The 21,341-nt window shown below is 59.9% G+C and carries 17 protein-coding genes, 1 tRNA gene and 1 pseudogene; 10 read left to right on the top strand and 9 right to left on the bottom strand.

Going from position 1 to position 21,341, the window contains the following annotated elements:
- Nucleotides 1–60 precede the first annotated feature (60 nt).
- Nucleotides 61–402, top strand: a complete 342-nt coding sequence (locus J3P92_RS17545) for a ribonuclease E inhibitor RraB (protein WP_420767219.1) — start codon at nucleotides 61–63, stop codon at nucleotides 400–402.
- Nucleotides 403–563: 161 nt separating this feature from the next.
- On the opposite strand, the gene J3P92_RS17540 is transcribed toward J3P92_RS17545, so the two are convergent.
- Nucleotides 564–1,376: a c-type cytochrome gene (locus J3P92_RS17540; protein ID WP_434607069.1), complete on the bottom strand. Its 813-nt coding sequence runs from the start codon at nucleotides 1,374–1,376 to the stop codon at nucleotides 564–566.
- Between the two features lie 610 nt (nucleotides 1,377–1,986).
- Here J3P92_RS17540 and J3P92_RS17535 point away from each other — a divergent pair.
- The 3 genes from J3P92_RS17535 (at nucleotide 1,987) to J3P92_RS17525 (ending at nucleotide 6,184) form a co-directional block, all read left to right on the top strand.
- Complete coding sequence (locus J3P92_RS17535; RefSeq protein ID WP_434648525.1) at nucleotides 1,987–3,192, top strand: acetyl-CoA C-acetyltransferase; 1,206 nt, start codon at nucleotides 1,987–1,989, stop codon at nucleotides 3,190–3,192.
- A gap of 26 nt (nucleotides 3,193–3,218) precedes the next feature.
- Complete coding sequence (locus J3P92_RS17530) at nucleotides 3,219–5,363, top strand: 3-hydroxyacyl-CoA dehydrogenase NAD-binding domain-containing protein (RefSeq protein WP_434648522.1); 2,145 nt, start codon at nucleotides 3,219–3,221, stop codon at nucleotides 5,361–5,363.
- 86 nt (nucleotides 5,364–5,449) lie between these two features.
- Nucleotides 5,450–6,184, top strand: coding sequence for an amidotransferase (locus J3P92_RS17525; RefSeq protein ID WP_434648520.1), 735 nt, complete (start codon nucleotides 5,450–5,452; stop codon nucleotides 6,182–6,184).
- Between the two features lie 95 nt (nucleotides 6,185–6,279).
- Here the strand turns inward: J3P92_RS17525 and J3P92_RS17520 are convergent, their stop codons facing one another.
- From J3P92_RS17520 to J3P92_RS17510, 3 genes are all read right to left on the bottom strand, one after another.
- The gene (locus J3P92_RS17520) at nucleotides 6,280–7,251 is read right to left on the bottom strand and encodes a magnesium and cobalt transport protein CorA (protein WP_420767224.1); all 972 of its coding nucleotides are present in this window, start codon (nucleotides 7,249–7,251) and stop codon (nucleotides 6,280–6,282) included.
- Between the two features lie 132 nt (nucleotides 7,252–7,383).
- On the bottom strand, nucleotides 7,384–8,106 hold the full coding sequence (locus J3P92_RS17515) for a 1-acylglycerol-3-phosphate O-acyltransferase (protein WP_420767225.1): 723 nt from the start codon (nucleotides 8,104–8,106) through the stop codon (nucleotides 7,384–7,386).
- Nucleotides 8,107–8,292: 186 nt separating this feature from the next.
- Nucleotides 8,293–8,982 (bottom strand): crotonase/enoyl-CoA hydratase family protein, encoded by a 690-nt coding sequence (locus J3P92_RS17510; protein WP_434648517.1) that lies wholly within the window; start codon nucleotides 8,980–8,982, stop codon nucleotides 8,293–8,295.
- 306 nt (nucleotides 8,983–9,288) lie between these two features.
- On the opposite strand from J3P92_RS17510, the gene J3P92_RS17505 reads away from it, so the two are divergent.
- The 3 genes from J3P92_RS17505 (at nucleotide 9,289) to J3P92_RS17495 (ending at nucleotide 11,253) form a co-directional block, all read left to right on the top strand.
- Nucleotides 9,289–9,378, top strand: a tRNA-Ser gene (locus J3P92_RS17505).
- Nucleotides 9,379–9,612: 234 nt separating this feature from the next.
- Complete coding sequence (locus tag J3P92_RS17500; RefSeq protein ID WP_434648515.1) at nucleotides 9,613–10,635, top strand: UV damage endonuclease UvsE; 1,023 nt, start codon at nucleotides 9,613–9,615, stop codon at nucleotides 10,633–10,635.
- A 126-nt stretch (nucleotides 10,636–10,761) separates the two neighbouring features.
- The gene (locus tag J3P92_RS17495) at nucleotides 10,762–11,253 is read left to right on the top strand and encodes a nuclear transport factor 2 family protein (protein ID WP_434648512.1); all 492 of its coding nucleotides are present in this window, start codon (nucleotides 10,762–10,764) and stop codon (nucleotides 11,251–11,253) included.
- Here the strand turns inward: J3P92_RS17495 and J3P92_RS17490 are convergent.
- A complete protein-coding gene (locus J3P92_RS17490; RefSeq protein WP_434607056.1) occupies nucleotides 11,228–12,205 on the bottom strand; it encodes a DMT family transporter in 978 nt (325 codons plus the stop codon). The two genes, J3P92_RS17495 and J3P92_RS17490, sit on opposite strands and share 26 nt — an antisense overlap.
- Before the next feature lie 128 nt (nucleotides 12,206–12,333).
- Here J3P92_RS17490 and J3P92_RS17485 point away from each other — a divergent pair, with 128 nt between their 5' ends.
- The 3 genes and pseudogenes from J3P92_RS17485 (at nucleotide 12,334) to J3P92_RS17475 (ending at nucleotide 14,962) form a co-directional block, all read left to right on the top strand.
- Complete coding sequence (locus J3P92_RS17485) at nucleotides 12,334–12,915, top strand: hypothetical protein (RefSeq protein WP_434648510.1); 582 nt, start codon at nucleotides 12,334–12,336, stop codon at nucleotides 12,913–12,915.
- Between the two features lie 44 nt (nucleotides 12,916–12,959).
- Nucleotides 12,960–13,535 (top strand): annotated as a pseudogene (locus J3P92_RS17480) (GNAT family N-acetyltransferase).
- A gap of 254 nt (nucleotides 13,536–13,789) precedes the next feature.
- Nucleotides 13,790–14,962 (top strand): zinc-dependent alcohol dehydrogenase, encoded by a 1,173-nt coding sequence (locus tag J3P92_RS17475; protein ID WP_434559954.1) that lies wholly within the window; start codon nucleotides 13,790–13,792, stop codon nucleotides 14,960–14,962.
- A gap of 143 nt (nucleotides 14,963–15,105) precedes the next feature.
- On the opposite strand, the gene J3P92_RS17470 is transcribed toward J3P92_RS17475, so the two are convergent.
- Genes J3P92_RS17470 through J3P92_RS17455 form a run of 4 tightly spaced genes read right to left on the bottom strand, consistent with a single transcriptional unit; the run spans nucleotide 15,106 to nucleotide 21,309 of the window.
- Nucleotides 15,106–17,280 (bottom strand): HlyD family efflux transporter periplasmic adaptor subunit, encoded by a 2,175-nt coding sequence (locus tag J3P92_RS17470; RefSeq protein ID WP_434648507.1) that lies wholly within the window; start codon nucleotides 17,278–17,280, stop codon nucleotides 15,106–15,108.
- On the bottom strand, nucleotides 17,277–18,656 hold the full coding sequence (locus tag J3P92_RS17465) for an efflux RND transporter periplasmic adaptor subunit (protein WP_434648504.1): 1,380 nt from the start codon (nucleotides 18,654–18,656) through the stop codon (nucleotides 17,277–17,279). Before J3P92_RS17465 ends, J3P92_RS17470 begins: the two co-directional genes overlap by 4 nt.
- Nucleotides 18,653–19,414 carry an efflux RND transporter periplasmic adaptor subunit gene (locus J3P92_RS17460; protein ID WP_434559948.1) on the bottom strand — a complete coding sequence of 254 codons (762 nt, stop codon included), beginning with the start codon at nucleotides 19,412–19,414 and terminating at the stop codon, nucleotides 18,653–18,655. Before J3P92_RS17460 ends, J3P92_RS17465 begins: the two co-directional genes overlap by 4 nt.
- Entirely contained in the window at nucleotides 19,411–21,309 is a 1,899-nt protein-coding gene (locus J3P92_RS17455) for a TolC family protein (RefSeq protein ID WP_434648502.1), read from the bottom strand. Before J3P92_RS17455 ends, J3P92_RS17460 begins: the two co-directional genes overlap by 4 nt.
- Between the last annotated feature and the right edge of the window lie 32 nt (nucleotides 21,310–21,341).

Genomic DNA, 21,341 nt, shown 5'->3' with positions numbered 1-21,341 from the left:
CCAGCGGTTGCACGCACGGGAAGACGGAAAGTCTATCCATCGGTCTGAGGAGGACGTTTCATGAGCACAGCCTATCAAGAAGACATCAGCACCAGTGTGCTGCGCCGCATGAAAGAAGGCGGTTTCGATTTCTCCCAATTTCATCCCATCGAGTTCTATGCCATTTTCCCCGACGAGGAACGGGCGCGCAGGGCGGCAGGCCAATTCAGGGGGGAATCGCTGAATGCGCAGATCAGCGCGCGGGACGATGGAGCCTGGTCGCTCGAACTGAGCCGGGTGATGTACGCCACTTATGATGACATCGGCGATTTCGAGTTGAACTTCGAGGCCGTGGTCGAGCCCTTGGGTGGCGTTATCGAAGGGTGGGGCGTCAAGCAGGAGATCCGTCGCCTGCAGGCCTGAATGTTTTATGCATCCAGCAACGGCTGACCTTTGTGTCGGCCGTTTTCATGTTGGGTGCTGATCGATTTTCTGTCGTCATCGCGAGCAAGCTTGCTCCCACAATCGGTCTGCGATCCGCCACAACGCCCAGTGGTAACGGGCTTTGCGGCGAAGGAACGCGCCTACGGCTTCAACGGCTGCTTGCGTCCTGCCATGTGCTTCAAATACCCCACCAACAGGTCAAGCTCAGAATCCGGCAACACCGCTGCGGAGAATCCCGGCATTTTACCCTGTGGCCAGTGGCGCAAGCTTTGAGGGTCACGGATGTAACGTTTGAGGAAATCTTTCGAAAAGTATTCCGTAGGGTTGAAGGGAATGTTCAGGTCCGGTCCGAACTGCGCATCACCCGCGCCGTTGAGTCGATGGCAAGCCAAACAGTTTTTCTGAAACAACTCGAAGCCTTTGTTGACCGGATCGTTTTTGGCCAGGCTGGGCGAGGGCAGCAGGGCGGGGAAGCGGTCGGCCACTGGTGACAGGCGCTTGATGCTTGCCAGCGCATACGGCCATTGCTCGGGGCTGATATGGCCCGCTTGAGGATCGGTCCAGATCAGATAGAAAGGACCGGCGCTTTGCTTGCCTTCCCCCAACGCCGGCCAGGGTTTGGTCGGGTCCTCGATCGCCAGCCACGCGCGGGCGCCGTGTGCATTGAGTAATGGCGCCGCTGGCAGTTCAGCTGCGAAACCGTCCAGGGCTACGGCTTGCAGATGATCGTTCGGTTGCACCCCGGTCAATAGCGAGGTCAACGGCACGGCGCGATAGCTCATGGGTTTCTTGTAGGAAACGTCTTCGTTGATCTGAACCGTTTGAACGTCGGGATGCTTGAGTAGCTCTTCAGTCTGCCAGGTGCGGGTACCCGCGCCCAGCTCCAGCGTGAGCTGCGCCGCGTACAGAGGGCCGCTGATCAGCAGTGCCCCGAGGACAATAAGTGCTTTCAAGTGAATCGCCGTCCATGTCGAGAGGGAGGCGCAAAGGTTGGCACAGCCACCGTTGCCGGAACAATCAACCCTCTCACATTTATTTAGCGAAACGACTGTAATAAAGCGGACATCGCGCGTCTGGGTCAGCCGATCACTTTAGTGATGTTCGGCAAGATCAACAGCAGCGTCGTGGCGAAGAGAATGAGTCCGGCTTGACGAACTTTCGTATGTTTGAACATGGCTGACCCGCCTTTTTGTTATTTCCTGAGGCCAGCCTGCATTACTCCGTGACGGCTGGCGTTGCACTTCCTGTCTGACAAGCGCCTCGGCAAAACCCGACGACTTACTTGTACAAGGTTTACATTAGGGGCCGCAGCCGGCTTCGCTTAGACCCAATTAGTATCAGTTTATGGGTCCAGGTTATCAAAACAGCATGAGGCCTATTGCCAGCTGCTTGCGGGCCCTTTTGCTAGACAGCTTGCTTACCTGAAACGGTTAATCCGATAGCTCGCTACCGTTCGTCTGAGCGTGCCTGTCAATGTCGTTGAGCACTGAGGTCATTGAATCCGCCGCCGCTGGGCTTAAGGTTAGAGGTGTTTGTAAAAGCCGATCGCGGTTTGAGGATGTCATGACCGAAGCTATGATTTTTGACGCATTACGCACGCCTCGCGGTAAGGGAAAAGCTGACGGCGCCCTGCACACCGTCAAGCCGGTGAACCTGGTCGGTGGCCTGTTGACGGCGTTGCGCCAGCGCATGAGCCTGGACACCAGCCAGGTGGACGACATTGTGCTCGGCTGCGTGACGCCGATCGGCGATCAAGGTGCCGACATCGCGAAGACCGCCGCCTTGGTGGCTGACTGGGATGTCAGCGTGCCCGGCGTTCAGCTCAACCGCTTTTGCGCTTCGGGTTTGGAAGCGGTGAACCTGGCCGCGATGAAGATTCGTTCCGGTTTCGAAGACCTCGTAGTGGCGGGGGGCGTCGAGTCCATGTCCCGTGTGCCTATGGGCAGCGATGGCGGCGCATGGGCGCTGGACCCGCAGTCCAATCTGCACGGCCATTTCGTTCCCCAGGGCATCGGCGCCGACCTGATTGCCACCCTCGAAGGTTTCAGTCGCGAGGACATCGATGCCTTTGCGTTGCAATCCCAGCAAAAAGCCGCGCGAGCACGGGAGAACGGCTCGTTCGATAAATCCCTGGTGGCAGTACGGGACCAGAATGGCATCGTGCTGCTCGATCATGACGAATTCATCCGCGCCGACTCGACGCTCGAAGGCCTGGGCAAACTGCGGCCAAGCTTCGAAGCGATGGGCCAGATGGGCTTCGACGCCACGGCATTGCGCGTCTATAGCCATGTGGAGCGGATCAATCATGTGCACACGCCGGGCAATAGCTCGGGCATCGTCGATGGCGCCGCGCTGATGCTCATTGGCTCCCCGGCCAAAGGTCGCGAGCTGGGCTTGCAACCCCGGGCGCGGATTGTTGCCACTGCCGTCACCAGCAGCGAGCCGACCATCATGCTCACCGGTCCGGCCCCTGCCACTCGCAAGGTATTGGCCAAAGCTGGCCTGCGGGTCGAGGACATCGACCTGTTCGAAGTCAACGAAGCCTTTGCCTCGGTAGTGCTCAAGTTTATCAAGGACATGGCCATCGATCCCGCCAAGGTCAACGTCAACGGCGGCTCGATCGCCATGGGCCATCCGTTGGGCGCCACCGGTTGCGCAATCCTTGGCACGCTGCTCGATGAGTTGGAGGCGCGTCACCTGCGCTATGGCCTCGCGACACTGTGTGTCGGCGGCGGCATGGGCATCGCCACCCTTATCGAACGCCTCTGAGCCCCGATTTTGAAGGAACACTTTTCATGACCCATGCCATTCGTTTCGAAACCGGCCCGGACCGGATCGTCGTGCTGACCCTGGACATGCCGGGGCAGGCGGCCAACACCATGAACGCGATATACCGCGAGGCCATGGGCGCCTGCGTTGCTCGCCTGACCGCCGAAAAAGACTCGATCGCCGGCGTGATCATCACTTCGGCCAAAAAGACGTTTTTTGCAGGCGGCGACCTGAACGAGTTGGTCCAGGTCGACAAATCCCAGGCCCAGGCCTTTTACGAAACGGTGTCCGAGATCAAGGCGCAGCTGCGCGCATTGGAGACCCTCGGCAAACCGGTGGTCGCCGCTATCAACGGTGCGGCCCTGGGCGGCGGCTGGGAAATCTGCCTGGCCTGCCATCATCGGGTGGCGCTGGACCATCCCTCGGTGTTGATCGGCCTGCCGGAAGTCACCCTTGGCCTGTTGCCGGGCGGCGGCGGTGTGGTGCGGATGGTGCGCTTGCTGGGCTTGGAGAAGGCATTGCCGTATTTGCTCGAAGGCACCAGGGTTCGTCCGCAACAAGCGCTGCTGGCTGGTTTGATCGATGAGCTGGCGACGGATCGCGACGAGCTGCTGGACAAGGCCCGGGCCTGGATTCTCGCTAACCCGAGCGTGGCCCAGCCGTGGGACATGAATGGCTATCGGATCCCTGGGGGCACGCCGTCCGCCCCGGCGGTCGCCCAGATGCTGGCGATCGCGCCTTCGATTCTGCGCAGCAAGACCCAGGGCTGCCTGCCCGCACCGGAAAAAATCCTCTGTGCGGCGGTGGAAGGCGCGCAGGTAGGCTTCGATGCGGCGCAGTTGATCGAAACCCGATACTTCACCGAGCTGACGACCGGCCAGGTGGCGAAAAACCTGATCGGTACGTTCTGGTTCCAACTCAACGAGATCAAGGCTGGAGGTTCTCGCCCGCAGGGTTTTGTGCCTTTTCTGACGAAAAAAGTCGCTGTGCTCGGCGCCGGGATGATGGGCGCGGGTATCGCCTATGTCAGTGCTGCGGCCGGCATCGACGTGGTACTCAAGGACATTGATCTGGACGCAGCGCAAAAGGGTAAGTCCCGCGCGGCGTTGCTGCTGGACAAGAAAGTCGTCCGTGGCCAACTCACCGCGCAACGGCGCGACGCCATCCTGGCGAGGATCCAGCCGACCGACAGCGATGCGGACCTGGCCGGCTGCGACCTGGTCATCGAGGCCGTATTCGAAGACCGCGTCCTTAAAGCCAGCGTGACGGCCGCAGCCCAAGCGGTGGCCGGGCCGGACGCGGTGATTGCGTCCAATACTTCGACCTTGCCCATCACCGGCCTCGCGATGGCGGTGCCGGACGAGGGCAAATTCATCGGGCTGCATTTCTTCAGTCCAGTGGAAAAAATGCCCTTGGTCGAGATCATCAAGGGTGCCCGCACCTCTGACGAAACGCTTGCCCGTGGCTTCGATTTCGTCCGGCAAATCGACAAGACGCCGATTGTCGTCAACGACAGTCGTGGGTTTTTCACTTCGCGGGTGTTCGGCACCTTTACCCACGAAGGCATCGCGATGCTCGGCGAAGGCGTGAGCGCGCCGATGATCGAAACCGAGGCACGCAAGGCCGGGATGCCAGTCGGGCCGCTGGCTGTCTCCGACGAAGTTTCACTCAGCCTGATGAGGCATATCCGCACGCAGACTGCCAAAGACTTGCGAGCGGAGGGGAAAACTCCGACCGAACACCCCGCATTCGCTGTGATCGATCTGCTGCTCGAAGAATACAAACGGCCAGGTAAAGCGGCCGGAGCCGGTTTCTATGAGTACCCAACCCAAGGGCAGAAATATCTCTGGCCGGGGCTCAAGGCGCGTTTCGACAAACCCGCGGGGCAGATTCCAGCCCAGGATATCCGTGATCGTCTGCTGTTCATCCAGGCCCTGGAAACCGTTCGCTGCGTCGAGGAAGGCGTTGTCACCTCGACGGCGGACGCCAATATTGGCTCGGTCTTCGGCATCGGATTCGCGGTCTGGACGGGCGGGGCGTTGCAGTTTATCAACCAGTACGGTTTGCCGGCGTTTATCGCCCGCAGCCAGTACTTGGCCGAGCAATACGGCGAACGTTTTTCACCCCCGGCACTGTTGCTGGAAAAGGCCGCCGCTCAAGCACTGTTCTGACTATGCGCGGGGGCTTGCCTTGGGACGGTGTTTCAGGGCAGGCTCTGGGGTGTGCAATATTCCCATCATCGTGTCAGGTATTTTTTATGTCGCTACGCATCTGCATTCTGGAAACCGATATCCTGCGTCCAGAACTGGTCGACCAGTATCAGGGTTACGGGCAGATGTTCCAGCGCCTGTTTTCGCAGCAGCCCATTGCGGCCGAATTTCTCGTGTACAACGTGGTGGAAGGGCAGTATCCAGGCGACGATGAACAATTCGACGCTTATCTGGTGACCGGCAGCAAGGCGGATTCCTTCGGGACCGATCCGTGGATACAGACGCTCAAGACTTATCTCCTGGACCGCTACCAGCGTGGCGACAAGCTGCTAGGCGTCTGCTTCGGCCATCAATTGCTGGCACTGCTGTTGGGCGGCAAGACCGAGCGCGCCAGCCAGGGTTGGGGGGTGGGTACCCATCGCTACAAACTCGCGGCCAAGGCCCCCTGGATGAGCCCGGTGATGGAGGAGCTGACCTTGTTGATCAGCCATCAGGATCAAGTCACCGAGCTCCCGGTAAATGCCACCGTCATCGCCTCGAGCGATTTCTGCCCGTACGCGGCTTATCACATCAATGATCAAGTGCTGTGCTTCCAGGGCCATCCAGAATTCATCCACGACTATTCCCGGGCCTTGTTGGAGATTCGCCAGCAACACCTCGGTGAGAAGATCTACAGCCAGGGCGTGGCGAGCCTGGAACAGGAACATCACGGTACGACGGTAGCGGAGTGGATGATGCGTTTCGTCGCCCATAAACCCCAAGCCGATGCCGCCCAGGGCTGACTACTCGGGCATGCCACCGTTGATCAGCGGTTCACTGCTGATCAACGGTGGGAAGCTGCTCGCGAAGAAGGCTACGCAAATCCCGTCGAAAAATCCTACAACCACCCCGACCGCTTGAAACTTGCCCACAACGCGGTACATCCAACCCCGATGAACCCGAGCACCAGGAAATATCCATAGTGCCAGGTCAGCTCCGGCATGTTTTCGAAGTTCATCCCGTAGATGCCGGCCACCGCCGTCGGAAACGCCAGGATTGCCGCCCAGGCGGCGAACTTGCGTTGCACCACGCTCTGGCGCGAGGCTTCGAGCAGCACGCCGATTTCAATCGTCTGGCTAGCGATGTCCGCCAGGGTCGCCAAGTCTTCCATCTGCCGTGTGACGTGGATCTGCACGTCGCGGAAATAGGGGCTCATGTTCTTGTCGATGAAGGGGAAATCCAGGCGCTGCAGTTCTTCGCTGATTTCCACCATCGGCGCCGCATAGCGACGCAGGCGCAGCACGTCGCGGCGCAAACTATGCAGGTTCTGGATGTCCCGCTCATTCAGGGCGCTGCATAGCACGTTGCGCTCCAGTTCATCGATCTCGGCATGAATGGCTTCGCCCACCGGCAGGTAATTTTCAATGACGAAATCGAGGATTGCGTAAAGAACGAAATCCTCCCCGTGCTCCAGCAGGATAGGACGTGCCTCACAGCGTTGTCGGACATGGGCGTAGGACGCCGAGTGACCGTTGCGGGCGGTAATGATGTAGCCCTTGCCGGCGAAGATATGGGTTTCGATGAACTGCAGCTTGCCGTCCTTGCGCACCGGCGAATACGTGACGATGAACAGCGCATCGCCGAACGTTTCCAGCTTGGGCCGGCTGTGCTTCTCCATCGCGTCTTCAATCGCCAGCTCATGCAGGTTGAACTGGCGCTGCAGGTTGGTCAGTTCCTGGGTGCTGGGCTCTTCGAGGCCGATCCACACGAAGTGTCCGGGCTTCGCCGCCCAGGCGCTGCCTTCATCGAGGGTGATATTGGTGACTTTCTTACCGGCGCTGTAAACCGCAGCAGCAACAACTCTACCCATGATGTGGTTCGCTTCTTCTTGGAAATTGGCAGTGGGGGCAGCGTCCAGCTTAGCGCGCCACGCTGATTGAGAGTCAGCGAAATTCGCGAAGTTCGCGTAAAAGAAAACCCGCCGTAGGGGCGGGTTTCTTGTTCACATGGGCTGCAACTGCCGGTCCATCGTCTCGATGCACTCGCGCATCTGCTCACGACATTGAGCGATAAGGCGAGGCATGTCGTCCATGCTCAGGCCCGCCGTGGGAATTGCCGGCAGGGAGCGTATGAGAATGTCACCACTGCGCCAGCGATTGAGCTGCATATGCTTGATATAAGTGCTCACACAGACTGGGATGATCGGCACTCCGGCAGCAATCGCCATCTGGAACGCGCCTTTCTTGAACGGCAGCAATTCAGCGCCCAAGTTGCGTGTGCCTTCCGGAAACACCCAGATCGAGGTGTCTTCATGCTGGAGGGTGTGGGTGGTGGTCAGCATCGACTTGCGGGCCTTGATTGCATTGCCCCGATCAATCAACACGTTGCCCGCCAGCCAGAACAATTGACCGAACAGCGGTACCCATTTCAGGCTCTTCTTGCCGATGCACACGGTACGACGCGGTACCACATTGCCGAAGACAAACAGATCATAGTTGGATTGATGATTGGCGATGATCACGCTGCTCTGGGCTTTATTCGCCAGTGTGTCGACTTCGGCCTTGACCCGCAGGCGCAGGATCCACATCGCGGGTACCGCATACAGCCTGGCGCACAGACGGCTGTTGTCAGGGTTGAACGGGCGACACACACCCAGAATCACTCCCAACACACCCGCCAGGATAAAGTGCAGGCCCATCAAAGACATACGCAGTGCAAACAACATCAACAGGCCCCACAGGGACAAAAGGTGGCGCAGTGTACGGATGTGCACTGTTTTCAGCAATTGCCCGTATATAGGTAGGAGATGGGCGATGTTTAAGCTGATGTTTCGAAATGGCGCGTAAGAAGCGGCTTAGAGCGGTCTCCGGGTTTTAAGCCGCACGTGTCGGAACCTCACTTAAGCCAGAGTTCAGCCCATGTATTCCTGGTCCAGCAATATCGCGCTATCCAACGCATCCAGCAGCGACTTGCGAACCTTAAGCTTGGTGTTTTTGTGGGCGGTCATATTAATCTTTTTCAACTGACGCGCCGCTTCCAACGCCGTAGCTTGCAATTCGTCCGCCGACACCACCTTATCGAGGAAGCCTGCATCCACGGCGCTCTGGGGATTGAACATCTCGCCATTGATGACCGAGCGGTGGAATGCCGACTTGCGCAACCGATCCCGGGCCAGCTCGATACCGGCATGGTGCATGGTCATGCCGATCTGCACCTCGTTCAGGCCGATCGTGAACGGCCCTTCGACACCAATGCGGTAATCCGCCGACAACAACAGGAACGCTCCCTTGGCGACCGCATGCCCCGGGCAAGCGACAACGACAGGGAAGGGGTGCGACAACAGGCGGCGAGCCAGGGTCGAACCGGACGCCACCAGGCTCACCGCTTCCTTGGGACCTGCGGTCATTACTTTCAAATCGTACCCGCCCGACAGAATCCCCGGCTGCCCGGTAATGATCACCACCGCGCGATCGGCCACTGCCTGGTCCAACGCAGCGTTGAACGCGGCAATCACATCAGGCGAAATGGCATTGACCTTTCCGTTGTTCAAGGTCAGGGTCGCGATACCGTCTTCGAGATGGTAGGCAATCAGGTCGCTCATGACGCTATTCCTTGTAAGAGAAGTCAGCAGACGTTACCCACCGTCGCAGGCCAGGTAAAGCGCCGTGACTGACTCACCGGTCAGCCCCGCCCCTTTCAAACGGCCTCGCCCGCCCGATGGGCCGCGCTTGCTTCTATAAGCGGGCCTGCGGACAAAGCCGAAGTTTGGCCGGTTTGCCATGCCCCGACCCGTTTGAAATGCTGGCCTGCCTTAAGCACATGAAAATTCTGAAAAAAACCTTTGCCATCGCCAAGGCTTTCGACTACATTAGCGCGCCTCGACAGACTGAACAGTTTGCCGAGACACGGTGAAGTGTCCGAGTGGCTTAAGGAGCACGCCTGGAAAGTGTGTATACAGGAAACTGTATCGAGAGTTCGAATCTCTCCTTCACCGCCACATTCTACAAACACAAACCCCTGATTTTCCTAGAGAAAGTCGGGGGTTTGTGGTTTTTGGCGTCTGGAAAAGGGCGGTATGGGAACAATATGGGACCAGCCCACGTTTCTGTTCTGGCCGGTACTGCCTGATCTCGAACACTTTCCGAGGAAAGCTGTTTCAACGACCAATCAAAAACGACGACTCGGCCGCCAGGATGTCTACCGCCAATAGACTCAAAGGCCAGGACTCCCCATGACCCACCCCCGCATTGGCTTCGCCTGCCAATACCGGCACCCTGATCGCGGCCTCTCGGCGGCCGCGCTAAAGACAATCGAAGCCCCCTTCAATCCGCGCACCACAACGTTGCGCTGGATGGACAGCGTCTCCCCACAGGTCGCCCGCGACAAGCTGTTGGAAATCATCACGCACAATCTCGACGCGCAGTTACGCCTTATCGCCTACGTCGCCGAGCTTCCCCCGACCCTGCGCATGCTTCGGCTGAGTAGCGATCTATTGCCGTTCTACAGTCATCCGAAGGTGAGCGCGTTCTATCAGGACCCTGCCATCCAAGCCCAACTGGAAGAGCGCTTTGGCGCGATCGGGGATCTGGCGCGTTCAGCGGATATCCGCCTGTCCTTTCACCCTGGGCAATACTGCGTGCTCGGTTCGGATAAACCACCGGTGGTGGAGAACAGCCTCGCCGAGTTCGAGTACCACGCCGACATGATCCGGATGATGGGCTTTGGTCGGCATTTCCAGGATTTCAAATGCAACGTGCACATTGCCGGGCGGCTGGGGGGCGAGGGGATACGTTCGGTCTGGCCACGGTTGTCGGAGGCGGCGCGCAATTGCATTACCTTCGAAAACGAGGAAAAGACCTACGGCCTGGATGATTGTCTGGAACTTGCCGACCTCGCACCCATCGTGCTGGATATCCATCACTGTTGGATCAACGAGAACGATTACATCGCGCCGGATTCCCCACGAGTCGATCGCGTCATCGACAGTTGGCGCGGCGTGCGGCCCACCATGCATTACTCCCAACCCCCGGAGCGGCTTCAGGCGTTGGGTTTCGATGCCGACGGTAAGCTTGAGATGGATGCCTTGTTGAGGGTCGTGTCCAAGCGTGACCTGTACGGCCACAGCGCGCAGATGTGGAATCGCTGGACGAACCAGTACGCCCTCAGGTTTCTGGACCGGTTCGACATTATGTTGGAGGCGAAGGACAAGAATCTGGCAGCGCAGGGTTTCTACGAGGACGTTGTACGGCGTTGATGGCGGTATCCACGTGATAGCTCAGCGCCAAACAGCATCAGGCAACCCCACTGCAGTATCGAGCAAAGACCTCTCCCCGTATGCCGTTAAGGTTCTATTGAAATTTAATGGCTGTGGGAGAACATCATGACCCGGTGGATGAGTTTGGCTTGGCAAGCCCAAGTGCTTGCACTTTCTTTTATATTCTCAGCGGGCAACGGCTGGGCTTCGGACAATGTTCAACGTACCAATACGGATCTGGTTCGCCAGGCTTTCGCGAATTGGCAGGAGGGCAAGGGCACGGTCTTCGACCTGCTGGCGCCGGATGCCAAATGGACCGTGGCCGGCACAAGCCCGGTGTCAGGCGTCTACACCAGCAAGGCTGAGTTGGCCCAAGCCGTGCGCCCGATCACTGCTCGGCTGGCTACGCCGATTGTGCCAACGGTGCAAAGCATCATTGCCGAGAACGACGTCGTGGTTGTTCTTTGGAACGGGACAGCCACGGCACTTGATCACAAGCCCTATAACAACACTTACCTGTGGCACATGACGCTCAAGGATGGGCAAATCACACAGGTGACGGCGTTATTGGATACTTACGCATTGGATGAGCTCATGCGTCGGGTGACGCCGCAATAACGCTTACATGGTCCCGCGTCGTCAGGATGATCCGCACCGCCATGACCACCCCAACCAGTACAGCCGCAAGTCCTGATGCCTCTAGAAGCGTCGGAAGTCGGTGGTGAAACCATAGGCCAAGCAGCGTGGCGAACACCGATTCCAAGGCGATCAATTGCCCGGAAAGCACCATGGGCAAACGCTGGGACGCGGCGTTCCAAGCCCAGGCACCGACTAAGGACGACATCAGCGCAATCACGAAACCCCAGAGATATAAACGGCCCGCAACGGAAACGCTGAACCCCAGGCTCGGCAGTTTGAGCAGGTCGAACGCTTGTACCGCCGGTAACAAGCACAAGGTGCCCAGTCCGGCACCGACCATCATGAGGCCAGTCCACGCACCGGATGCGTGGGGTGGCAGCGCTAGCAAGGCGCGTTGGTTCAACCCGCTGAATGCGAGCCATAAGAGCACGGCTGCGATTGAGAACATTAATCCCATCAGCCACGATCCTGCGCCCGCAGCGGGATGATGGAGAGCCCCGAGATTCGACACCAGCAGCCCAACCGTCAAGAAAACCAAGGGGATCGCCAGTTTGCGCCACGGGAGGGTCTTGGCCGTGGCGTTGCCCAGCAGCGCCAGCAACACGGGCACCATACCAATGAAGGCCGGTGTCAGCACCGGCCCGCCGAAGATGATGCCGGCGGCGATGCACGCGCTATAGCCGAGGTAGCCGATCACGCCCAGGCTTGCGGCCACAAGCATCTGATCACACCGCAGGTGCCGAAGCTGGGCCCGGTAGAGCAGCACGACACCCAGGCCCAGGGCACCGGCAACCAGGAACCGTACGACCAACAAGTCGTAGATCGTGTAGGCACCGGTGACGTAAGGCGCAATGAAGTTCAAGGCCCAGCTCAGCGTCGCGATGATTGCGAGGGCCAAGCCCGCGATGAGGTTTGATTGAGCCTGGATCATCAGGCGTGCGCCCCGATACATCGGCCATTGCAGAGTGTCTGCGAACCCCTTATAAAATCTCGCGCTGACATCGCGTCCCTCTCGACCGTCGTTGGCCCTGGATAACAGACCTGCAATGGAGCATCATCGTGAGCGAATCACCGCACCCCCTCAACCCCCGACTCAACATTTGCTCGCGCAAGACGTCCCGCGTGCTGCGACAGGCCTGGAGCATCAGCCTCCTGGCCCTGCTCAGCGGTTGCGGAGCGCTGTCGGATGTCCGTTCTTTCTCCACCCCTTACTCAACGCCTGACGGTGGCGAGACCGCGCGTTTGCGGGTGATCAGCGACGGCATGGTCAGGGCCGTACCCAAGTCTGACTGCGTGGACTTCCGCCAGCCAGGCGCCGGGGTCATGGTGGCGTTCCGGGATGGCTATGCCAATCGCAACGGCGAAAGCCTGGGCATGCCAGACGACGACAAGCATTCATCTTCCACGGTCATGACTGAGCTGTTGATACCGGCCGGGCAGCCCATCGCTTTTCATTACATCGGCGATCGATGCTACAACATGTTCAGCTTTGTCCCTAAGGCAGGGGAGGATTACCAACTGGACGCCGCGGGCCGTTTTGAATGTGAAGTGAGGCTCAAGCAACTGCCCGCGGCGACGGCGCAACTGCCCCCTTCATTCTTGAAGGACAGCAAATTGTGCAGGGTTACGGATAACCTGTAGCGGGGGGCGGGCACGCCATAACATCTGAAAAAGGAGTTTTCATCATGAGCCCCATTCCCACGCTCCAAACCCGCCGCCTTATCCTTACCCCCCTGGCGCTGTCGGACGCACCGGCAATTCAACGGCTATTTCCGCATTGGGAAGTGGTCCGCTACCTCGACAGTCGTGTGCCCTGGCCCTACCCGGATGACGGCGCGCTGACCTACGTGCGCGATCAGGCGCTCCCCGCTGTTGCCGCCGGACGCGAGTGGCACTGAATGATTCGCTTGGCCGAAGATCCCACTCAGCGTATCGGCAGCATCAGCCTGTACGACCAGCCCGGCAACAACCGCGGTTTCTGGTTGGCGCCGCAATGGCAGGGAAAAGGCTACATGCGCGAGGCTTGCGCGGCGATCAACATCTATTGGTTCGAAACGCTGGAGCGTCCGGTCATGCAAGTGCCGAAGGCGGTGGGTAACCTGGCTTCTCGCAGGATTTCGGAGCGTGAAGGCATGCGGATGGTCGGGACGCAGCAGGGCGACTTTGTCTTTGGGGCGTCGCTCAAGGAGGTTTGGGAGATGACGCGTGAGGAGTGGTTTGGGGAAAAGCTGTGTCAAGGATACCCAGTCGTACCTGAATGAACCCGGATTTTTGGGCGCGGTTTTTCTTATCGGGCCGGTGGAGGCAAGTTTTTCGGGGGCAATGAGTCTGGGGTGAGCGGAGGGAAGAGCCGCTTGATAACCCGAGCGACGGCGCAACCGTCTATCGCGTTTTACCGATGTGTGCAGACATGCTTTGAACTTGTCGCGTTTTCCTCCGACCGAAAACATCAGTAGGTGCGCATAACGAGAATGTTCATGGCTGGCGCACCGACCTGTTCAGGAGGTGTACCAAGATGAAAGCGTTACGCTGGCATGGAAAAAAAGATATCCGCTGTGATGATCATCTGCCCGACCCCACCATAGAAGACCCACGTGACGCCATTATCAAGGTCACCTCGTGCGCCATCTGCGGCTCGGACCTGCACTTGTACGATGGCTTCATGCCCGGCATGAAGCATGGCGACATCATGGGCCATGAGTTCATGGGTGAAGTAGTCGAAGTGGGTTCGGCCAACAAGAAACTGAAAATTGGCGATCGCGTGGTGGTGCCCTTTACGATTTGCTGTGGTGAATGCGATCAATGCCGTCGGGGTAACTTCTCGGTCTGCGAGCGCAGCAACCGCAACAAGGACCTGGCCGACAAGGCCTTCGGCCACACCACTGCCGGGCTGTTCGGTTATACCCATCTGACTGGCGGCTATCCTGGCGGCCAGGCCGAGTACGTGCGGGTGCCTTATGCGGACTTTACCCCGGTGGTGATTCCGGACGGCCTGACCGATGAGCAAGTGCTGTTTCTAGGGGATATATTCCCCACCGGTTGGCAGGCGGCCGTGCAATGCGATATCCAGCCCACCGACACCGTGGCCATCTGGGGCGCCGGTCCGGTAGGACAGTTCACGGTGCGCAGCGCGGTGATCCTGGGAGCCAAGCAGGTGGTGTGCATCGACAACGTGCCCGAGCGCCTGGCCATGGCCAAGGCCGGGGGCGCCATCACCATCAACTTCGATGACGAAAGTGTGCTGGACCGCTTGGCCGAGCTGACGGGCGGCAAGGGCCCAGAGAAATGCATCGACGCGGTAGGCATGGAATCCCACGCGACCCGTTCGTTCGATTCCATCTACGATCGGGTCAAGCAAGCGGTGATGCTGGAGTCAGACCGCCCCCACGTGCTGCGGGAGATGATGTATGTGTGCCGCCCCGCCGGCACGTTGTCCATCCCCGGTGTGTATGGCGGCTTGATCGACAAGATCCCGTTCGGCGCGGCCATGAACAAGGGCCTGACTTTCAAGATGGGGCAGACCCACGTGAACCGCTGGACCGACGACCTGCTCCGGCGCATCCAGGAGGGGCAGATCGATCCAAGCTTCGTCATCACTCATACCGTGAGCCTTCAAGACGGCCCGCAAATGTACAACACCTTCCGGGACAAAAAAGACGGCTGTGTGAAGGTGGTGCTCAAGCCTTGAGCCGACGATGCACCCGTGGCGAGGGAGCTCGCTCCCGCTTGAGTGCGAAGCGCTCACAAAAAAGGGGCCGCTGCTCCCGAGGCGTCGGAGCGGCCCAGCGGGAGCAAGTCTCCTCACCACGGGGGAGCAGGCGAAAGCCCCCGTCAGAACCCGCTTTCCCTGATCAGAATCGACAACGCATCGGTGAACAGCTCTGCAACCGGGCTGATGCGGGCCCCCTCGATGGACACGTTGCCCAGGCGCATCATCATCTGGGCGGGAGGGGCGTCCAAACGTATTCTCACCCGGTAAAGGGCATCACGGATCTGCAGGTTCCGGTCCTGTTTTGCGGAGACGGCGATGGGACCGCCGTAGGTCGTGCTCAGCATCAGATGCGGGACGTTCTGGGTGCGTGAATCGTCAATGCCGATCACTTCTCCCTCAAGCGTCGTGCCGCTGCCTCCCTGTGCATAGAAGCGCGCGCGAGCGCCAACGGCCACGCGCGAGAGGTCTTGCTGGCGAACGAATGCTTCCACCGTCCAGCTATCGGGGCTGACCAAGACGCCCAGCGGCTGATTGGGCTTGACCCAGACGCCGGGCTGCACGGCGGGGTCGATGTCGATGAGCACTCCGGCCATCGGGGCGCGCAATGTCAGGCGTTGCAACTCGGCCGCCTGGGCGGCGGACTCGGCTTGCTGACGGTTGAGCTGGCTGGCAATCGAGGCATATTTTTCGGCCCCATCGGCAGTTCCGGGGAGTCCGGCGAGTTGCGCGCGCAACGCGAGGGTCGCTTTGTGAGACCGTTCGGCCTTGTCGCGTATGACCGGGGAATCCAGAACGACCAAGGTTGAACCGGCTTCGATCGGTTGCCCGGCGAGAGGCATTTCCACCAGCCGGGACGGCAAGGGACTATAGAGCGTGTATTGAACCTCTGCATGCAGCCAGGCGGGCGCCTGCACCTGGGTGCTCCACGGCAAGGCGGCCAATAGCATCAGCGCGCCTGGCCCGAGCAAAAGCAGACGACCTCGCCGCGTGGGGATCTCCTTGCGACGATCCCACCAGACCTTGAGTTCACGCTGGATAGGCATGACGACGAACCATGCAATTTCGACTAGGAACAACAAGATACCCAGCGCCTTGAAAAACAGGTAATACACGGCGACGGCGATGCCGAGAAACACTACCAGGCGATAGATACGGGTGACGATGGCAAAGGCAATGAGAAAACCACGCAGGCGCGGCGCTACGACTTCCGGATCGGGTTCGTCCCAGGACAACAGGCGACGGCGCATCCAGGCTTGCGCCAAGGCACCCGAGCGCTCGTGGAGGTTGGGCAGGTCGAGCCAGTCCGACAGCAAAAAATACCCATCAAAGCGCATGAAGGGGCTGGCGTTGAGGGCCAATGAAATCATCCAACTGGTGGTCGCCAGGAAGAACAGCCCGCTCTTGAGCATTGGGTTTTCGCACAAGGCCCAACCTAGCGTCGAAATTCCGGCAACCAACAGCTCCACGAGAATGCCGGCACCGGCGATGTGAAAGCGTTGACGGCGGTCGGCGAGCTTCCAGGATTCGCTGGTATCGGTGTAGAGCACCGGCCATAGCACCAGGAACGCCACGCCCATGTGCGCGATGCGCACGCCGTAGCGCGTAGCCGTATAGGCATGGCCGAGCTCGTGAAGGCACTTGGTAATCGCCAGGGCTACCAGATAACCGACCAGGCCTTGCGGTGACAGGCTTTGCTGGAAGCTGGCAACGAACACATCCCATTGCTGTTCGACGAAGAACAGGCCCAGCACGATGGCGAGGGCGATGCACACCAGAAAGGTCCGGCTGAACAGTGGCGCGACCCAGGGCAGGGTTTTTTCTAACAGGCGTTGCGGACGCCAGAGCGGCACGCGCATGAACAGGTAATTGTGAAGCAACCATTGCCAACCGGTGTGCTTGCCTTGCCGGGCCATCTCTTCCAGGCGTCGGGTACCGGTGACGTCGCTGACATGCAATAACTGATGGCGGCTCAGAAACGCCAACAAGGCCGCCAGTTCCGCTCGGCTGACGTTCAGGGGCGTTTCGGCCGCGAGCGCCTCGAGCAAGCGGGTCGGGCTACCCAGGGACCAACGTGACAGGATCTCGAACTCCAGCCAGCCGATGTTGAAGAACCGGTTACCGACCGGGTCCTGGATCATCCAGGCTGGGGAGCCATCACGTTGCGTGGCCGCGGGAATCAGGCGCAAGTCTTCGCGCACCGCGGGCAGGTGTTCGGGAAGATGTACGTCTGGGTCTTGCAATGTCGATCCGGCCGATGAGCCCGACAGCAGAGTCGCCAGGTCCAGTTCGCTCACAGCCCGCTCCATTCACGCAGGGCGGCCAACGGACGGCGCATGACGTAATAGATCAGCGGTACCGATTCGCCATACAGCTTGGCGGTGCCCTTGAGGCCGATCCGCGCCAACTGGCTGGCATCACCCTGGAACTGCCCCCGAATGCGATACGAGGGAATGTTGTCTGGCGAAAGCGTGGCCTGGTAGCTGGTCTGGATCAGGCTGGCGGTCAAGGGCGATAGCGGCGCAACGTGCAGGAACAGACGAATTTCAGAACCGGTATCGAGGTTGATGGCATTGGCCACCGGGAGCCAGACCAGCACCCCCGCATCTTGCGGGTCGGCCAGCTGGATGATGCGCTCGCCAGTGACCACCGGCTTGCCGATCCAATCATTGGTGTCGCCAAATATCGCGATGCCGTCGCGTGGCGCTCGGACCACATTGCGCTCAAGCATTTCGTCGAGCCAAGCGACCTCGGCCTGTTTCTCCTGCACTTGCCCATTGAGCGCGGCCAGCTCGCCCTTGCTCTGTGCGCTTTCGAAGGCTTTTTGCGCAGCGAGCAGCGCTTCGGACCGGGCGACTTCCAGCGCTTGCCGGGCAACGGCGCGGCGATTGCGCAGGGTCGTGTCGTCGAGGCTGAACAGCGGTTGATCCTTTTGCACCATCTGGTTGGGCTGCACCAGGAACTCGTGCACCACGCCATCTTGCGGGGAGGCGATGGCCATCGCGTTATGGGCTTCGATTTCGGCCGGTGCCAGGGCGCTCAGTCGGACCGGCACCAGGCACGCCAGGGCCATGGCCGTCCCCAACGCCAATAAACGCCACGGGCGCTGTCGCCAGACTTGCCAGCGGGCGCCGAGCGTGGGGCGTTTGTTGGTCAGCGCCGCGAGGCAGTAGGCATAGGTTTGCCCCAGTCTGGCGAGCAGGGCCTGGGTGTGTTCGTCCGGCTCGGTATCGCAGGCAAGCAGCAACATGCCACGACGTGAATGATCGCGAGGCGGTAGCGGTACGCACAGCAGATGCATCGGCATCCATTCGGTCCAGCCCTCGGCGAAGCTTTCGGGAAGGTCCCGGGCTCGCAACAGATGCAAGACGGTGGCTGGTGTCGATTCGGCCGATAACGCGGGCTGCGTCCAGAGATGCTGGGCCAGCCTCTTGAGCCAGACGGTAAACGGTGTCTCTTCAGGCAGCACCGCCAAGCTGGAAACGTTGCTCAGCGAGGGCTTGCCCAGCACATCGCTGACAAATACATAGCCTTGGCGATAACGCAAAAGTTGCCACGTTTCGTTGACCATCACAAAACCCAGCTCGGCGGTACTGCGCGCTTCTTGTGCGCGCTGCTCAAGATGCAGCAGCACCGCGACCGGGTTGGGCGCTGTATTGGCTTGGGCGTTCATTGCGGCGCTTCGAACAGCGCAGTGCCACTCATGCCGGCGAGCAGATCGACGGGCCGGCCTTCGATCACCCCTTCAAGCTCGATGGTCTGGCTGACGGCGTCGACCTGGCCGTTGATGGCGCTGACTTTGGCGGGATAACGTTTGCCGGTCTCACCCAAATCAACCTGGAAGGGCAGGTCGGGCTTGAGCCAGACCAACCATTTGGAAGGTACATTCACACGTACCTTCAATGGCCCTTTGCTGATGATGTCGAGCAGTGGTTGGCCCAGGTTGACGCCCTGAAAGGCTTTGACCTGGACCTTGACCACGCGCCCGTCGAACGGTGCGAGCACGTTGCATTGTTGTTGCTGGGCCCGGTACTGGGCCACCTGGGCAGCGGCTTTCTCTGCGGCACTGGCGGCCAGCGAAACTTCCACCTCGCCGGCGGACTGCAACCCTTGCAAGCGCAGCTTGGCGTCATGGGTTTCACGGGCGGAGCTCAGGTCGGCCTGGGCCATCTTCAGGCGAGCGACCTGTTCGTCGCAGTCGAAACTGACGAGCACGTCACCCTTGCTGAACGTCGATCCCAGCGACGCGTTGACCGCGCGTACCCGCCCCACCAGCTGGCTCGCCAGGGTGGTTTCCTGGTCGGCCACCAGCAGCACGCGTACGCCGGCATCGGTTTCGCTTTGTGCCCATGCCGGTTGCGCTGACACGACCAGACCGAGCAACGAACCGCCGATCACAGAAAGAGAAGCACAACGTGATCGGATCTTCATTTCGAGGCCACCTGTGTTGGGCCCGATTTCAACCACGCGCGCAAATTCGGCACTTCAGCGACCGTGGCGGCTTCGCAGAATGCGTTCAAGGAATCTCTGTCCGGCTGGGCGCGCAACGTGCTCTGGTAGTGACTGGTGCCTGCCACGCTTCCGTCGGCACGGCGCAGGCTTACGCTCCATTCACCGCGACGGATACCGTCCTGAACGTTGGCGATACGCAGTTGCATGATCAGCGTAGGCCCGGGCTGGCTGTTTTCGGCAAGCACGAACTGGTTGCGTTTCAATGCTTGGCGAGCCACTTCGAGCATGTCATTGGCTGCCCGAGCATCGCCTGAGTATTCCAGGCGTACCGCCAGCGGTTGCTGCGAAGGCAACTCTCCGATCGCCGTCGTGAACGCCTGGCGTTCTGAACGGCTCAGGCTTTCCTGCAGTTGTTGCGAGAGTTGCTGCAAGTCGCTGGCGTCGCGCACGTCTTCGGGTAGCACGTCCAGGCCCAGGGAGTTGTAGATGCGCCCGAAAGCGGTCTGCGCCGTGGCGTAGGCCGAGTATCGCTGGAACTGTGCGAGCAGGGCGCGGGTTTCGGTGCGAATGACTTCAAGCTCGGAATCGGTGCGGGACGACACCGAAGCGCGGGCGAACTTGGCCATGCGTTGATCGACCTGGCTCGACTGGTCGGCCAGGTCGTAATCGACCAAGGCGAGCTTGTAGCGCTCCACCGAGATGCGCACTTGTGTCAGCACGGCCATCGAGAGCGCAAGGCGGCGTGCGTTGTCGGTTTTTTCCTGGGAGGCGCTGGCTTTTTGCGTGGCCGGGATGGCCGCCAGCTTGAACAGGTTGGCGCTGACCTGTACGCCGCTGTCGACCCAGTTGCTGTTATAGAGATATTTGTTGGAGTCGTACTGATCGTTGATGTTGATTCCAAGGCTGGGCAGCAGTGCCAGCAATTGGCGTCGCGCTTCGTCCGCCGAAATGCGCTTGCGATAGTCTTCCTCACGCAGCTCAGGACGCGCCTGTAAGGCGATTTCCTCAAGTTTGGCCATGTCGACCGGGACGCCAGGCAGCGAGGGCTCGCTTTCTTCAGCCAGCGTGAATTGGGTGCCCGGTGGAATGCTCATCAGCGCGGCCAATTCGCGTTTGGCGAATTCCAGATCCTGGCGGCGAGCGTTGAGCAAAGTGGTCGCGTCCAGCAGGGCGCTTTGGTAAGCCAACGCCTGTGCCGGCGGTAGCAGACCCTGTACCTCGGCCTCCCGTGATTTGCCCAGCGCCAGGCGTACACGGTTCAGCAGCTCGTCGGCCTGGCTTTCAAGACGCTGGGCGCCCAGGGCGCGCCAGTAGGAGGTGCGCAAGTCCTGCAGAACCGTTTGCATCACGCGTCGGCGTCGCTCCTCGGCGATCAGGTATTGGTCGGCACTCTGCTTGGCGCGGTAGTAGCTGACGCCAAAGTCCAGCAGGTTCCAGGAAAACTCAGCGTTGGCCAGTGTCCGGTTACGCTCGACGGAGGAGGAGGGGATCAACGAAACCGTGTTGGTTTCAATGCCGACGCTCGTACCACCCGACTCGTTGTTGCGCGACGTGTAGCCAGCCGAGACCAGCATCTTGGGAAGCATGTCGTAACGTGAAACGTCATGCAGGCCCGCCGCCAGAGCCGATTCCATCAACTTCAGGCGATAGTCGAGGTTGTATTTGAGCGAGCGTGCCAGCGCGTCGGCGAAGGTCAATGGCCCCTTGATCGGTTCCTGGTCGGCGTAAAGCTGGAGCTGGTCCCCGGCCACTCGTTGGTGAATTTCATCTTGTTGCAACGGTTTCGGCGCAACGGAGCAGCCTGCCAGGCCGATAACCATGGCCGCGACCCAGCCTGCGCCCAGTACTGAACGATTTTTTTCCATCAAAGACATGTGATTACCGTTTTTATAAGGAAAGTAGAGGA

The organism is Pseudomonas sp. D3-27 (genome assembly GCF_051132165.1).
Classification (GTDB): Bacteria; Pseudomonadota; Gammaproteobacteria; order Pseudomonadales; family Pseudomonadaceae; genus Aquipseudomonas.
This window is presented reverse-complemented; position numbering and strand designations above follow the sequence as displayed.

Bases quoted from the DNA above. Each gene is read 5' to 3' on its own strand.
- J3P92_RS17510 (WP_434648517.1), bottom strand. From the start codon at position 8,982: ATGAGCGACCTGATTGCCTACCATCTCGAAGACGGTATCGCGACCCTG.
- J3P92_RS17460 (WP_434559948.1), bottom strand. From the start codon at position 19,414: ATGAAGATCCGATCACGTTGTGCTTCTCTTTCTGTGATCGGCGGTTCG.
- J3P92_RS17525 (WP_434648520.1), top strand. From the start codon at position 5,450: ATGTCGCTACGCATCTGCATTCTGGAAACCGATATCCTGCGTCCAGAA.
- J3P92_RS17515 (WP_420767225.1), bottom strand. From the start codon at position 8,106: ATGTTGTTTGCACTGCGTATGTCTTTGATGGGCCTGCACTTTATCCTG.
- J3P92_RS17500 (WP_434648515.1), top strand. From the start codon at position 9,613: ATGACCCACCCCCGCATTGGCTTCGCCTGCCAATACCGGCACCCTGAT.
- J3P92_RS17490 (WP_434607056.1), bottom strand. From the start codon at position 12,205: ATGATCCAGGCTCAATCAAACCTCATCGCGGGCTTGGCCCTCGCAATC.
- J3P92_RS17535 (WP_434648525.1), top strand. From the start codon at position 1,987: ATGACCGAAGCTATGATTTTTGACGCATTACGCACGCCTCGCGGTAAG.
- J3P92_RS17520 (WP_420767224.1), bottom strand. From the start codon at position 7,251: ATGGGTAGAGTTGTTGCTGCTGCGGTTTACAGCGCCGGTAAGAAAGTC.
- J3P92_RS17465 (WP_434648504.1), bottom strand. From the start codon at position 18,656: ATGAACGCCCAAGCCAATACAGCGCCCAACCCGGTCGCGGTGCTGCTG.
- J3P92_RS17475 (WP_434559954.1), top strand. From the start codon at position 13,790: ATGAAAGCGTTACGCTGGCATGGAAAAAAAGATATCCGCTGTGATGAT.
- J3P92_RS17495 (WP_434648512.1), top strand. From the start codon at position 10,762: ATGACCCGGTGGATGAGTTTGGCTTGGCAAGCCCAAGTGCTTGCACTT.
- J3P92_RS17545 (WP_420767219.1), top strand. From the start codon at position 61: ATGAGCACAGCCTATCAAGAAGACATCAGCACCAGTGTGCTGCGCCGC.
- J3P92_RS17455 (WP_434648502.1), bottom strand. From the start codon at position 21,309: ATGTCTTTGATGGAAAAAAATCGTTCAGTACTGGGCGCAGGCTGGGTC.
- J3P92_RS17530 (WP_434648522.1), top strand. From the start codon at position 3,219: ATGACCCATGCCATTCGTTTCGAAACCGGCCCGGACCGGATCGTCGTG.